This window comes from Streptomyces sp. NPDC127084, assembly GCF_042724175.1.
In the GTDB taxonomy this organism is placed as follows: Bacteria; Actinomycetota; Actinomycetes; order Streptomycetales; family Streptomycetaceae; genus Streptomyces.
In genome coordinates this window covers 1-12,987 of record NZ_JBHXFA010000142.1, presented here as the reverse complement: position 1 = coordinate 12,987, position 12,987 = coordinate 1, and the positions used below count along the sequence as shown (strand labels likewise).

13 protein-coding genes are annotated in these 12,987 nt (G+C 71.8%); 3 read left to right on the top strand and 10 right to left on the bottom strand.

Translation table 11 applies throughout. From position 1 onward, the window contains the following. Positions 1-158 precede the first annotated feature (158 nt). Complete coding sequence (locus ACFWI9_RS26790) at positions 159-1,271, top strand: methyltransferase domain-containing protein (RefSeq protein WP_387165743.1); 1,113 nt, start codon at positions 159-161, stop codon at positions 1,269-1,271. Here ACFWI9_RS26790 and ACFWI9_RS26785 read toward each other — a convergent pair. Together ACFWI9_RS26785 and ACFWI9_RS26780 are read right to left on the bottom strand one after the other, a co-directional pair. After that, positions 1,252-1,770, bottom strand: a complete 519-nt coding sequence (locus ACFWI9_RS26785; protein ID WP_387165741.1) for a DUF402 domain-containing protein — start codon at positions 1,768-1,770, stop codon at positions 1,252-1,254. The two genes, ACFWI9_RS26790 and ACFWI9_RS26785, sit on opposite strands and share 20 nt — an antisense overlap. After that, the gene (locus tag ACFWI9_RS26780) at positions 1,751-2,680 is read right to left on the bottom strand and encodes a GNAT family N-acetyltransferase (protein WP_387165739.1); all 930 of its coding nucleotides are present in this window, start codon (positions 2,678-2,680) and stop codon (positions 1,751-1,753) included. Before ACFWI9_RS26780 ends, ACFWI9_RS26785 begins: the two co-directional genes overlap by 20 nt. A gap of 64 nt (positions 2,681-2,744) precedes the next feature. Between ACFWI9_RS26780 and ACFWI9_RS26775 the strand changes: the two genes are divergently transcribed. After that, positions 2,745-3,134 carry a GntR family transcriptional regulator gene (locus ACFWI9_RS26775; protein ID WP_387165755.1) on the top strand — a complete coding sequence of 130 codons (390 nt, stop codon included), beginning with the start codon at positions 2,745-2,747 and terminating at the stop codon, positions 3,132-3,134. 87 nt (positions 3,135-3,221) lie between these two features. Here ACFWI9_RS26775 and ACFWI9_RS26770 read toward each other — a convergent pair whose 3' ends face one another. From ACFWI9_RS26770 to ACFWI9_RS26755, 4 genes are all read right to left on the bottom strand, one after another. Continuing rightward, a complete protein-coding gene (locus tag ACFWI9_RS26770; RefSeq protein ID WP_387165737.1) occupies positions 3,222-3,770 on the bottom strand; it encodes a GNAT family N-acetyltransferase in 549 nt (182 codons plus the stop codon). Positions 3,771-3,859: 89 nt separating this feature from the next. Beyond that, positions 3,860-4,717, bottom strand: coding sequence for a polysaccharide deacetylase family protein (locus ACFWI9_RS26765; protein ID WP_387165735.1), 858 nt, complete (start codon positions 4,715-4,717; stop codon positions 3,860-3,862). Beyond that, positions 4,714-5,730: a glycosyltransferase family 2 protein gene (locus tag ACFWI9_RS26760; RefSeq protein WP_387165733.1), complete on the bottom strand. Its 1,017-nt coding sequence runs from the start codon at positions 5,728-5,730 to the stop codon at positions 4,714-4,716. The genes ACFWI9_RS26765 and ACFWI9_RS26760 overlap by 4 nt, the downstream gene beginning before the upstream one ends. Beyond that, positions 5,727-6,584, bottom strand: a complete 858-nt coding sequence (locus tag ACFWI9_RS26755; RefSeq protein ID WP_387165731.1) for a glycosyltransferase family 2 protein — start codon at positions 6,582-6,584, stop codon at positions 5,727-5,729. The genes ACFWI9_RS26760 and ACFWI9_RS26755 overlap by 4 nt, the downstream gene beginning before the upstream one ends. Positions 6,585-7,170: 586 nt before the next feature. On the opposite strand from ACFWI9_RS26755, the gene ACFWI9_RS26750 reads away from it, so the two are divergent. Continuing rightward, entirely contained in the window at positions 7,171-7,980 is an 810-nt protein-coding gene (locus tag ACFWI9_RS26750; protein WP_387165729.1) for an SGNH/GDSL hydrolase family protein, read from the top strand. On the opposite strand, the gene ACFWI9_RS26745 is transcribed toward ACFWI9_RS26750, so the two are convergent. From ACFWI9_RS26745 to ACFWI9_RS26730, 4 genes are all read right to left on the bottom strand, one after another. Then, entirely contained in the window at positions 7,964-9,844 is a 1,881-nt protein-coding gene (locus ACFWI9_RS26745) for a serine/threonine-protein kinase (protein ID WP_387165727.1), read from the bottom strand. The two genes, ACFWI9_RS26750 and ACFWI9_RS26745, sit on opposite strands and share 17 nt — an antisense overlap. Before the next feature lie 58 nt (positions 9,845-9,902). Continuing rightward, complete coding sequence (locus ACFWI9_RS26740; protein ID WP_387165725.1) at positions 9,903-10,664, bottom strand: hypothetical protein; 762 nt, start codon at positions 10,662-10,664, stop codon at positions 9,903-9,905. A 171-nt stretch (positions 10,665-10,835) separates the two neighbouring features. Further along, positions 10,836-11,816: a hypothetical protein gene (locus ACFWI9_RS26735; protein WP_387165723.1), complete on the bottom strand. Its 981-nt coding sequence runs from the start codon at positions 11,814-11,816 to the stop codon at positions 10,836-10,838. Continuing rightward, positions 11,813-12,987 (bottom strand): tetratricopeptide repeat protein (locus tag ACFWI9_RS26730; protein WP_387165721.1); only part of this gene is annotated, 1,175 nt, incomplete at its 5' end. The genes ACFWI9_RS26730 and ACFWI9_RS26735, both read right to left, overlap by 4 nt.

The window sequence follows — 12,987 nt, the reverse complement described above, 5'->3', positions numbered from 1 at the left end:
CGATGCGCCATCCGGGGCCTGGGGCGGTAGGGTCCACCCGCCCCCGGCACCGGATGAGCCGGTCCCCACCGCCGCCGGACGTCCGTCAACGGCGGAGCCACGACCACCGGAGCCGGTGCACCACGTCGATGTCAGTGCCGGCTGCCACCATCGGGCGCATGACGACGATCGACTGGGACGCCGAGGCCGCCACATTCGACGAAGAGCCCGATCACGGGCTGCGCGATCCCGCCGTTCGCACCGCCTGGGCGGCGCGTATGGCGGCGTGGCTGCCCGATGAGCCATCCGATGTGCTCGACCTCGGCTGCGGTACGGGCAGCCTGGCGCTACTCGCCGCCGAGCAGGGGCACCGGGTGACCGCTGTGGACCTGTCGCCCCGGATGGCCGACGCCGCCCGTGCCAAGCTCGCGGGCACCGGCGCCGAGGTGCTGACCGGCACCGCCGAGCGGCCACCGGTGGGAGAGCGGCGCTTCGACGTGGTGCTGGTCAGGCATGTGCTGTGGGCGCTGCCCGATCCCGAGGCCGCACTGGGCGACTGGGCCGCCCTGCTGCGGCCGGGCGGCCGGTTGGTACTCGTCGAAGGGGTGTGGAACGGCGTCGGACTGCCCGCGCGGCGGCTGACGACCGCCCTCGCACCCCACACCGTCCAGGTCGGGCTTGAGTGGCTGTCGGCGGAACCGGCGCTGTGGGGCGGGCCCGTGGACGACGAGCGGTACGCGGTGGTGGCACGGGTGGCACAGCCCCAGCGGCACCGGGAAGTGGTCGACGTCCACCTCATCCTCCGCAGGGGCGACGAGGTGCTGCTCGCCCGAAGAGCCGGGACCGGATACGCCGACGGGTTGTGGCACGCGCCCTCCGGACATGTCGAGGACGGGGAGGACGTGTGCGAGGCCATGGTGCGGGAGGCAGCCGAGGAGATCGGTGTGCGGCTCGGACGGGAGGATCTGCGGGTCGCCCTGGTGATGCAGCACCGGGGGCCCGGTGGCCCGCCCCGTACCGGCTGGTTCTTCGAAGCCGAATACGGCGAGGTCGTGCACGGCAAGGGCAGTGAGCCGTACAACCGCGAACCGCACAAGTGCTCCGGCCTGGACTGGTATCCGCTGGACTCGCTGCCGTACGACATCGTCGCCTATTGCCGGGCCGGGCTCATGGCCTACCGCGCCGGTGAGCGTTTCGTCATCCACTGGCACGAGGACGGCGACCCGATCGGATACGCTCCGGACACACCCGACCGAGCGCTGCCGCTTCCCGTCACTCGAACAGCGACATGAACCGCCCTTCCAGGGCGAGGCGTTCCAGAGCGTCCAGAGCCCGGGTGGCCTCCCGGGCCGCCGGAGGGTCGGTGCGGTCGAGGCCGCTCGCGGCGAACTCGTCCTCGTCCAGGCGGATGATCTGCCGGCTGTCCGCCGAGACCCAGAGGTCCAGATCCAGGTCCTCCGAGATCACCTCGGTGGCCGCCGCCTGCTCCGCCAGGACCACGGGCCTGGTGATATCGCAGTACCAGCCCTTCAACCGCCCACCGCCGGCCCGTACCTCCTTCACCGCGTACCAGCGGTCACGCCAGTAGTGCTCCGTGAACACATCGCCTGGCTCGAAGCGGACAAAGCCGAAGTCCCGTGCGTCCTCCCCGGCCCAGGGCGCACGGACGGTGATCCGGGAGCCGTCGTCCGAGACCAGCCGGGCCGGATAGCGGATCTTGGTACGCCCCGCTTTGACGAGCACGACCTCCACCTCATCGGCACCCACCGGATCAGCCGAGGCTGCGGACATACCGCACCTCCGTGGCGCAGACCTGGTAGCCGAACCAGGTGTTGATCGCCAGCATCGGGACGTTGCCCGCGTCGTTGCCGGTGAACGCCTCGGTGAGACCGGCGTCCCGGGCACGGTGCAGCGAGTCGTTCTTGGCGAGCTTGGCCAGGCCCCGGCCACGGTAGGCGCGGGCGGTGCCTGTCATCGCCGTGGAGTAGCGGGTCGAGCCGTCGGTGTACGCCGCGGTGAACGCGACCGGACGGCCGTCGGCCACCGCCACGGACGTCAGCTCGCGGTCGAGCAGCGGATGGCCCCAGGTCGTCGCCAGCCAGCGGCCGTAGTCGGAAAACTCCACGTCCACGTCACCCGGCTCGTCCGCAGTGGTCTCGGCGTCCAGCTCGAACAGCGGCCGGGGGTCGTCCTCGAAGGCCGCGGCGGGAACGATCTCCACACCGTTGGGCGGCTGCTGAAGCGGCGGCAGCGTACCGCCCGCGAGATCGAGCCGGAGGAAGTGCGCCGAGCGGCTGGGGCGGTAGCCGCGCCGCTCCGCGAATGCGCGGTTGGCGGGCTCGTCGAACACCCAGGTGTACACCGTCGTGACGCCCCCGTCCGCCAGATGCCGCTCGGCGGCAGCCGCGATCAGTGTTCCCGCGCCACGGCCCTGGCGCTCCGGGTGCACATAGACGTTCGCCTGCCCCACGCCGGGCTCGACGCTCTCGTGATCGGTGTGCACCTGTGCCGTGCCGATGATCTCGCCGTCCTCCTCCGCCACCAGCGGCCGCCAGCGGGAGTCGGGATGAGCCTGGGTGGCGACGAAGGCCACGGACTCGGCGGTGGCCAGCATGAACGGCACCGCCGCTCGCCGGACCCGCGCGAAGCTCTCGGTGTCCCCGGGGTCGTCCAGGCGGAGATCACGCACAATGACTGTCATGGCCGCCACGCTAGGCAGCGGGCCGCGGCAGGCGCCTCCCATTTTCCGCCACCCGGGCGAGAGGATGGGGGACAATCACCCGGTGACCTTGCACCTCGTCATCGAAGCCGGCTCCGCCGCGCCCTATGAACAACTCCGCGCCCAGATCTCCGAGCAGGCCCGCTCGGGCGCGCTGCCCGTGGGCTACAAGCTCCCCACGGTCCGTGGACTCGCCGAGGAGCTGGGTCTCGCCCCCAACACCGTCGCCAAGGCCTATCGGGCGCTGGAAGGCGACGGCGTGATCGAGACCCGTGGCCGCCACGGCACCTTCATCGCCGCCGCGGGCGCCGCGGCGGAACGCCACGCGGCGGTAGCCGCGCAGGCCTACGCGGACGAGGTCCGCCGCCTCGGGTTGACCCGGTCCGACGCTGCGTCAGCGGTGGAGGAAGCGCTGCGGGCGGCGTACGGGGACTGACGCGCACGACGAGGGCCCGGTGCCTGGAATCCTCCATTGACACCAGGCACGGTCGAGCAGTGGCCGGGAGCCCTGTCGAGCACGCGCTCAACCGGACGGCGTGGCCGAGGACCACACCCCGAACCACTGCTCGGCTCCGTGTTCTTCGAACCGCTCCACCTCGGTGAACCCCAGCTTCGCCGCGAGGCGCATGGAGCGGTCGTTGGCAGTCTGGGTGCAGAGCACCACCGGCTCACCGGGCCGCGCTTCGGCGAACCAGTCGAGTGCAGCCGCGCACGCCTCGGTGGCGTATCCGAGCCCCCACGCCTGCGGCAGGAACGTGTAGCCGAGCTCGGCCTCCCCGGCATCCGGACGGACGTGCCCCGGACGATCCGCGTCGCGCCGCTCGAGCGTGACCACGCCGATCATCGCTCCGTCGAGGTCGATCACGAAGACGCCGGGGCGCCGCCCGGGCACCTCGGGCACCACGCGCTCGAGCTCGTCCCGTGGCCGGGAGCCGCCGAGGTAGGTGCGCACCTCCGGAGAGGCGGACAGGTCGATGAACGCCGCACGGTCCCGGGCCTCGGACTCGCGGAGCACGAGCCGCTCGGTCCGTATCGGGGCAGGCGGCCAGGCGATGAGTCCGACCTCGGTCATGGCGGGCAACCTATCCCACGTTCGGCGGACGGGATCCTCAGAACAACTGTCGGCGGTAGCTCGGAGAAGTCGGGTATGAGCCCGGCGAGCTACCGAACCAGGCCACCCGGTGGTCTGTCACGCTGCGTCGGACGTCCGCATACGGCAACGGAGCCGAAGGCCGCCCACAGCAGGCGCGCCCCGCCGCGTGCCCTGCGGACGACGGCGTAGCCCTTGGTCAGGGTCCGGTCCCGGGCGAAACCGCGGATGAGGGCACGTCCCTCGACCAGCCGCTCGAACTCCCTGATACCGGTGGTCCTCCGCACCGTCAGCCGCTCCAGCGCACCCGGTCCCTGCCTGCGGCGGGCCAGGGCGTTGCCCACCGCGAGCGACTGGGTGAAGCCCGCCGAGCGCACGGCCCGGCGGACCCGGCTGCTGGAGTAGCCGTACGGGTATGCGAACGAGTGCGGGGCTGTGCCCAGTTCGCCGGCGATGATCTGCCGGCAGCGCAGTGCCTCGTACCGCAGGCGGGCGTTGTCGAGTTGGTCGAGTTGGGGGTGGGTGTGGGAGTGCCCGCCGATCTCGGTTCCGGCGGCGATGAGTTCCCGCACCTGTGCCCAGTCGAGCATGGTGTCCGGGGCGCCGCCCGTCTCGTGCTCGCCCCGCAGCCAGCCGGTCGAGACGAACAGCGTCGAGGCGAAGCCGTACCGGGCCAGTACGGGGAGGGCGTGCCGGTGCACGCCCTCGTAGCCGTCGTCGAAGGTGATCAGCACCGGCCGTGGCGGCAGCCGCTCGCCATGCCGCCATGCCCGGGCGAGCCGGGACGTGGTGAGTGGGGTGAAGCCCCGGTCGGCGAGCAGCGCCATCTGTTCGGCGAACGCGTCCGGCGGCACCGAGAGGTCGAAGGCGGCCGGTGCGGGCCGGTGCGCCACGGAGTGGTACATCAGGATCGGCACGGCCTCGTTCATCGTTTCTCGCCTTCCTGTGGGGCGGGTGCGTACGCGGACACCGGGCCGTGCGAGAACGCCACCGCCGAGCGGGTGCGCAGGCCCGCGAGCAGGTATCCGGCCGCGGCCGCGGCCACACCGGCCACGATCGCTCCCGCTCGCCCCGCCCCGCCGCGTCTGCCCAGCAGGGCGTCGCGCAGTCCGCGCGCGACGCCCGCCGGAAGGACCCGCGTGGTGTATCTGCGTTCGGACTCCAGGCCTTTGCCGCTGCCCACGCTCCGGGCGACCAGGGCCTTGGACAGTCCTTCGGCGTAGGTCCGGGTGCGAAAGTAGCGGAAGCGCTCACGTGTCTCGGGGACCTTGTGGTGGATGACGGCGCGGTCGTCGATCAGCAGGACCGCATGGGGCACGGCCCGGCTGAGCCGGATGCACAACTCCGTCTCCTCGCAGCCCAGAGGGCGTCTGCCGCCGTCCCGCCCGATCCCGGTGGCGAAGCCGCCCGACGCGTCGAAGGCCGTGCGGCGGAACGACGCGTTGCCGCCGAGGACGTTGCGTACCCGTATCCTGCCGGGTGGCAGGCCCCGGTAGGTGCAACCCACCACCCAGTCGAACTCCTCGGGGAACCAGTCCGGGCGCCGCCCCGACGCCCACGCGGGAAGGGTCCGTCCGCCCACCGCCATGACCCGGGGATCGCCGTACGCCCCGGCGAAGTGGTGCAGCCAGTCGCGGTCGGCCACCGCGTCGTCGTCGAGGAAGGCGACGAACTCGCCGTGTGACGCGGCGATTCCGGTGTTGCGTCCGGCGGACAGGCCGCGGGGGCCCGCGTTGGCGAGCACCCGCACCTCCTCGCGGTCGTCCCTGAACTCCTTGGCCAGCCGCTCCAGCAGCGCCGGGTTGTGGTCCACCACCACCAGTGTCTCCAGGGCGGTGAGCGACTGCCCGCGTACCGAGGCGACCGAGGCCAGGATGTCCTCCCAGCGGTCCTCGGTGTAGACGCAGATCACCACCGAGAACGTCCGCTCACTCCGGCTCAAGAGAGCTCTCCCCGGGGGGCCTTGAGGGCGAGCGGCGGGGTACGGCGACCGGTGCCGCGCGCCGCGCTCTTCTCCCGCAGGATCACCCTGAGGACGCGCAGCCCGTCGCGTACCGCGCTGAGGTTGCTGACGCCGTGGATGCGCACGTACTCGTGGCTGGGTACCTCCTGGACCCGCAGTCCCGCTTTGACCACCCGGATGTTCATCAGGGTCTCGATCTCGAATCCGGTGCAGTCCAGGGTGATCCGGTCGAGGCAGTGCCGCCAGAAGGCGTTGTAGCCGTAGCACAGATCGGTGTAGCGGGCACCGAATTTGGCGTTGACCACGGCGCACAGGACACGGTTGCCGAGCCTGCGGATGGGGGTCATGTCGTCGGTGCCCCCGCCGTTGGCGAAGCGGGAGCCTTTGGCGAAGTCGGCTCCGCCCACGAGGGCGGAGACATAGCTGACGATCTCCTGGCCATGGGCCGAGCCGTCGGCGTCGACCATCACGATGATGTCGCCGGTGCAGGCCGCGAACCCGCTGATGAGTGCGTCCCCCTTGCCCTTGCCGGCCTGCTCGACGACCTTGACCGCGGGCCACAGCCGTCTGGCCACGTCCACCGTGCCGTCCGTGGAATTGCCGTCGACCAGGACGACTTCATGGATCCAGTCGGGAAGGGTTTCGAAGACGTGCGGAAGGTTCTGCGCCTCGTTCATGGCGGGGATCACGACGCTGACCGGCGGAGTGATCGCGAGGTGGGAGGAGATGGGACGGTAGTCGGCGGACTTGCGGCTCATGGTGGCTGTGGCCCCGGCCGCGGCGGGAGCCGCGGCGCCGGTCTCATGGACCGCCGGGCGCAGGATCGAACTCATGACTCGGTTTCCCTCTCGTCCGGTGGACCGCCCGCCCCCGGGCGGTCCGGCTTGAGTGTCCGGTTCGAAAGGGGGGTTCTCACTCCGGCCGTGACGGCATGGGACTCCGTGCACGCCGGGTGAGCTGGCACTGCTTTCCGCGCGGCCCGTGAGACGGCGCGTGCGTGAGCACACGGCCGATCACGGCACCCCCCTACCGCGCCCCGCTGCGGACCGTCGCGACGATGACGAGCCCCTCCCCAGGAGTCGCTTTGCATGATGGTCCGTTGCGGGTGGATGTACGACGGTATTGATGAATAGGACTGTATGACAAGACCTGGAACGAGGTCTCACCTTTTTGCTTCTTTTTCCTTCCCGAGTTGAAATGCGCAAGCTGCTTCCGTATTTCGGTAAAAGGGGGATGTGGGGTAATTGATGCGATCGATGGGGTGCTTGTGATGGCGAGTTTCATTCGATCGTCTGAGCGCACTGATGGATCGTCAGGGAGGTTGTGCCGAACCTGGATTGTTCTTGACGTGGACACTTCCAGTGAAGTAAGCGCAGTGCTACGACAGTTGGGACAGAACTCCTGGTAAAGGGAGGTTCCATGAAACTGTCCCGAATCGCGACATTCTCCTCCTCACTCCTCCTCGGTGCTGTTCTGGCCCTCACCGGCGCGGGCCAGGCGCAGGCGGCCCAGAACGCGGCAGCACTGGATTACGTGGCTCTCGGGGACTCGTACTCCTCCGGCGTCGGAGCCGGTGCGTACACCAGCTCGAGCGGCAACTGCCTGCGCACCAACCGGGCCTACCCCGCACTCTGGGCGGCGGCCAACTCGCCCTCGTCGTTCGCCTTCACGGCCTGCTCAGGCGCTCGTACGAGTGATGTGATCGCCAGTCAGCTCGGCCCAGTGACCTCCGCGACCGACCTCGTGTCCATCACCATCGGCGGCAATGACGCGGGCTTCGCCAACGTCATGACCACCTGTGTGCTCCAGTCCGAGAGCACCTGCGTCGCGCGCGTCGCAGAAGCCAAGCGCTATGTCGACAGCACCCTGCCCGGGCGGCTCGACTCGGTGTACTCGGCGATCAGATCCAGGGCGTCGGCGGCGCATGTCGTCGTGCTCGGCTACCCCCGCTTCTACAAACTGGGCGGGAGCTGCCTCACCGGCCTCACCGAGGGTGAACGCACCGCGATCAACAGCGGTGCGGATTACCTCAACGCGGCCATCGCCAAACGCGCCGCGGACCACGGCTTCACCTTCGCCGATGTCGTACCGGGCTTCACCGGGCACGAGATCTGTTCCAGTGCCGCCTGGCTCCACAGCGTCAACTGGCTGAACATCACGGAGTCGTACCACCCGACCGCGTCCGGACAGTCGGGCGGCTATCTACCCGCTCTCAGGTCGGCGGCGTGACAGGCTCATCCGGATAGCCCGACGGACTCGGAACGGTCCGCTGGGGGGACTCTTCGGAACGGCCCGCGCCGCCCGTCTCGCCGGTGCCGGTGCCGGTGCCGGTGTCGGTGCGGGTGCCGGTGGCATCGCCGGTGTCGCCGGAAGGGGACGGGGACTCCTCACGTTCGCAGGTCACCCAGAACGCCAGCCAGTTCGACCATGCCTCGACCGGACTCCGGACCTCCACCCGGATCCGGTCGTGGTGCGTAGTGTCCTCGGCGTAGGTCAGCTCGATGTGGTGGACATCCTGCGACTTCCCCCCACCGGCCGGGAACGAGAGCGTCCGCCAGCCGTCGGCCGAGGTCCCTCCGCTCTCGGTCACCCAGCGATACGAGACGGTCGCCGGGGTTCGGCCCACAGTGACCGTCGCGCTGAACGCGGGAGCCTCCGCCTCGGATGGCGGGCAGGTGCCGTGATACCTGTCCCGCACCGATCGGGCGTACACCCGCACGGTCTGCGTCGCCGGGTACGTGTGCGAACCGCCGCCGCCACCCGTGCCGTTCGTGGTCTCCGGCGCGCTGGACGAGTGCGTGGGCGTGCCGCTGCCGCTCTGGTCCGGCCCGGAGCTCGTGCCGGCGCTCGTCCCCGCGGCCCCGGAGCCGCCGTCGCCCGTCCCCCCGCCGCTCACCGAACCGCCGCCACCGGTACGACTCTTTCCACCGGCGCCGCGCGGGTCGCTGTCGTTCAACAGTGCGTAGGCCAGGCCGCCGATCGACAGCAGCAGCACCACGATCCCGGCGACCAGCGCGATCACCGCACGCCGCGGCCTGCCGGACGAAAGCGCGGTGGTGCCGGTGGGCGGGGTCGGGGGCCCGAAGCCGCCCGCGGGCGGCACCGGTCCCGCGGGTGCCGCCGCTCCGGCGGTCGTCGCGTTGAAGGACGGGCTCGGTGTGGCAGAAGTGACCGTGGTGGCGTACCCGCCAGGCTGTGCCGGGGGAGTGGAGCCGGTACGCGGCGCACCGCCCGCTCCCACGACCCTCAGTTCCCGCTCCGCGTCGGCGGCGGACATCCGCTGAGCCGGATCCTTGCGCAGCAGCCCTTCGATGACCCCGGCGAGCGCGCCGGCCCTGCGCGGCGGCGTAGGCTCCTCGTCGACCACCGCGCGCATGGTGCTCAGTGCTGTGTCCTGGCGGAACGGCGAGCGGCCCTCCACCGCCGCGTACAGCAGTACACCGAGCGACCAGAGATCGGACTCCGGACCCGGGGTGCGCCCCAGCGCGCGCTCCGGCGCGAGGTACTCGGGCGAGCCCACCAACTCGCCGGTCATCGTCAGATTGGTGGCGCCCTCGACCGTGGCGATGCCGAAGTCGCTGAGCACCACGCGCCCGTCGTTCGCGATCAGCACGTTGCCCGGCTTCACATCGCGGTGCAGCACACCTGCCTCATGAGCGGCGCGCAGCGCGGCGAGTACCTCGGCGCCGATGTGTGCGGCCCGCCGCGGGGCCATCGGGCCCTCGGCGTCGAGTACGTCGGAGAGCGAGAGCCCCCGGATCAGCTCCATCACGATCCACGGCCGCGTGTCATGCGTGGCCACGTCGTAGACCGTGACCACGTTGCGCTGGGAGATACGGGCCGCGGCCCAGCCCTCGCGCTCCAGCCGGGCGTACAACCGTCTGACATCCGCGGTGCCGAGCGCGGCGGGCGCCCGGACCTCCTTGACGGCCACCTCCCGGCCCAGGAGCTCGTCGCGAGCCCGCCAGACGACGCCCATGCCGCCTTCGCCGAGCCGGCTGAGCAGGCGATAGCGGCCCGCGACCAGGACCGCCTCGTTCTCGTCGTTCTGGTCGAGGTGTTCGTTCCGGCCGCCGCCCGGCACTTCGCTCATGACGAGCCCCCCATTCGCAGCAGAACGGCCACTACGGTGGAAACCTCTCCAAGTTAGCTCAACTGATGGCTCCGGCGGCCCCCCTGAACACCAATCCGCATCCGAGGACGAACACGGCCAGCGCGGTGCTGAGAGGTGCCGTGCGCTGGACGAAGCCGATGAACCGCCCGCTCGTCCGATTCGTGGCGCGCCGCCGGTCGAGCCATGCCGCCGCGCGATGCCCGAGCCGTACGAGGGCGAAGCCGGCGGCGGTGAGGGTGAGCGCGAGGCCCGCCCCGTACGCCACGACGAGCAGCAGCCCGAACCAGGCGTGACCCAGGGCGGTGGCGCCTACCAGGACCACGACGGCGGATGGGCTGGGGACGAGACCTCCGGCGAGGCCGAGCAGCACGGTCCGGCGCAGCGGCTGGGCGGTAGCCGGCTCAGGGGCGTGCTCAGGGGCGTGCTCATGGGCGCCGTGGGCGTCGCCGCCGTGCGGATGGGTGTGATCGTGGCTGTGGCTGTGGCTGTGGCTGTGGTGGTCGTGGGCATGGCCAGGCTCGTGGCCGTGGCTGCCGCCGTGCTCGTGCACCGCGTTCTCGTGGACCCGGCCGTGGTCGTGGCTGTGGCTGTACGCACGTCCGCCCACCCAGTGGACATGCGTATGCCCCTGTCCGCCGGTGCGCTGCCGCCAGGCCCGGTGTACGAGCAGCGCGCCCGCCACCGTCACCAGGCAACCGCTCGCCACTCCCAGCCAGCCCACCACGGACGGGCTGACGGCGGCGCCCGTGGCCACGAGCGCGCCGAGGACGAAGACACCGAGGGTGTGGGTCACCGTCACCGACGCCCCGAGCGTGATGACGTCCCGCAGCGAGCTGCGGCCGCGCGCGGGGGGGGGGGCGGGCCCCCGGGGCGTCGCCGGTCGCGCGCGCACCCCGGGGCGGGCGCCCCGGCGCCCCCCGCGCACGACCACACGGCGGGTCTCGGACACGGACACCCGCCCCCGCCGGCACTAGACCGCCGCCCCCGCGGCGCGCCCGCCCGCGGCTGCGGCCGCGGCCATCAGGGTCTTCCCGTGTCCCGGCGCCAGCGCGTGCAGGGCCCCGAGTCCCACGGCGATGGCGAGCGCGAGCGCCGCGAACGGCAGTGTGAGCTCGCGGTCCTCGACCAACCCCGTCAACTGCCGCGTCCAGCGGTCCACACCGCGCGGCAGGATCGAGGGGGGCGCGGCGGCTTCCGCGCCGTACTCCGCCAGCGCGGGCCCGCCCGGCACCGCCGTGACCTGGGCGGTCGTAAGGTTCGGCGGCGAGTCCAGCAGCCCGTCCGGGTAGCCGGAGAGCCGGTTCGAGACGGAGTCCCGGGGTACGGACGAGGAGCTCAGGGTCCTGCGATCGCCCCGTGCCGTGATCTCGCGCCAGCCCGGGCTGTCCGCCCCCGCGGCCCGGAAGACCACGGCCGCCTCCCGCGCGGGCAGCGGTGCGGTCATCCCGCACTCCAGCCGCAGAGTGGGCAACCCGGCCTGGCCTGGGCGCACTTCGGCCCTCGCCCGGCCCGGCTCGAGCGGCACCGGGCGGCCGTCGACGCGCAGTTGCGCTGTGCGGGCGGCCTCCGCGCACCGCTCGCGCGCCCAAGCCGCGAGACCTGAGGCCGGGAGTTCCTTCGGCCGCACCCTGGCGGTGGGGATCTCCGCCAGGTCCTCGACATGGTCGACCGTCAGTTCATCCGCGCGGAAGACCAGTCCATCGAAGTGGTTGACCGTGAAGTTCCCGAGGGGGTGGGCCAAGGCAGGGGTGGCACCGCCCGTGAGAAGGGCGGCGAGCGCCAGGCCCAGGATGGCGACCCCCCTTGTCAGCCGCCGTCTCACGTTGGTGCCGGGCTTGCGCGCGAGAGGCGCGGGAGCCGGGGTAGTACCGCTGCCGACCGCGTACACGACCGTCATACAGCCCAAACCGGTACCGTCCATCAGTCCAGCGCGCCTTACCGCGTGCTTCATCGCCCCTCCATGGCATCCAGCGCGCGCCGGGCCTCGCGCGAATCAAGCGGTGAGAACCCGGGGTTCAGCTTCAGGGCGAGCGAGAGCGAGGCCCGTGCGGCGGCGGTGTCACCGACGGCCCGCTCGATCATTCCGCGATGGAACAGGAACGCGGCGTTGCGGTATCCGGTCGCCGTCGCACGCCGGGCGTGTGCGACTGCCTCCTCGGACTTGCCGGACCGGTGCAGTGCCCAGGCCAGCGCGTCCTCGGTGTGCACCGTGTGCCGCCGCTGCCATTCGGCCCGTGCCGCGCGCAGCGCCGCGGCACGGTCTCCGTGGTCGGCCGCGGCAAGCGCGGTGTCCAGATCCGGGTTCACCCCGCCCGCACGGGCCAGCCGGGTGTACGTGCCGACGACGGCGTACTGCTCCCGGGCCCGCTCGGGCTGCCCGATCGCCTCGTACAGCTCGCCGAGCGCGACCACCCGTCCCGGCAGCGGATACCGCCCGACCAGGGCTTCGAACTCCCTGATAGCGCCCCTCAGATCGCCCTTCCCGGCGAGCGCCCTCGCCCGGCACTCGCTCGCCTCCGGATCGCCCGGCTCGGCCTTCAGCGCGAGCCCGCAGCGCCGCAGCGCCTCCGCGTAGTCGCCCTGCGACCAGGCGAGCCGGCCCAGAGCGGTCGAGGTGTAGGCGACGTCGGCGCGGCGGGCGGCCGAGTCCAGGGCCAGTTCCAGCACGCGGCGCGCCTCATCGGTGTCTCCGCGCAGCTCCCGCACATAGGCGAACCGCGTGAACACCGGGATGCCGGGGCGGCGTGAGTCCGCCAGCTTCGCGGCGGCCAGCGCGTCCGGGTAGCGGCCCAGTTCGACCAGTGCGTCGATCCGTACGGCCAGTGCGCGCTCGCCGTACGCGTTGACCGCCAGCGCGCGGTCCGCCTCGCGCAGTGCCGTCGGGAAGTCATGCCGGGCGGCCGCGAGCGCCGCCCGCCCGGCGAGCGCGTCAGCGTTGTCATCGGGACGCAGTTCCAGGGACCGGGCGAGGGCCTGCTCCGCCTGCGGATACCGGGCCGCGTCGCCGCTGATCCTGGCTTCCTCGACATACGCGGCACCGAGCGCTGCCCAGGCGCCCGCGTCCTTGGGCTGCTTCTTGAGATGTGCCTGGAGGGCGCCCACACCCGCCTCGGCCACCGCGG

Coding starts and splice junctions, on each gene's coding strand:
- ACFWI9_RS26765 (WP_387165735.1), bottom strand. CDS start 4,717: ATGAACGAGGCCGTGCCGATCCTGATGTACCACTCCGTGGCGCACCGG.
- ACFWI9_RS26755 (WP_387165731.1), bottom strand. CDS start 6,584: ATGAGTTCGATCCTGCGCCCGGCGGTCCATGAGACCGGCGCCGCGGCT.
- ACFWI9_RS26745 (WP_387165727.1), bottom strand. CDS start 9,844: ATGAGCGAAGTGCCGGGCGGCGGCCGGAACGAACACCTCGACCAGAAC.
- ACFWI9_RS26770 (WP_387165737.1), bottom strand. CDS start 3,770: ATGACCGAGGTCGGACTCATCGCCTGGCCGCCTGCCCCGATACGGACC.
- ACFWI9_RS26735 (WP_387165723.1), bottom strand. CDS start 11,816: ATGAAGCACGCGGTAAGGCGCGCTGGACTGATGGACGGTACCGGTTTG.
- ACFWI9_RS26785 (WP_387165741.1), bottom strand. CDS start 1,770: ATGTCCGCAGCCTCGGCTGATCCGGTGGGTGCCGATGAGGTGGAGGTC.
- ACFWI9_RS26775 (WP_387165755.1), top strand. CDS start 2,745: ATGGGGGACAATCACCCGGTGACCTTGCACCTCGTCATCGAAGCCGGC.
- ACFWI9_RS26780 (WP_387165739.1), bottom strand. CDS start 2,680: ATGACAGTCATTGTGCGTGATCTCCGCCTGGACGACCCCGGGGACACC.
- ACFWI9_RS26750 (WP_387165729.1), top strand. CDS start 7,171: ATGAAACTGTCCCGAATCGCGACATTCTCCTCCTCACTCCTCCTCGGT.
- ACFWI9_RS26790 (WP_387165743.1), top strand. CDS start 159: ATGACGACGATCGACTGGGACGCCGAGGCCGCCACATTCGACGAAGAG.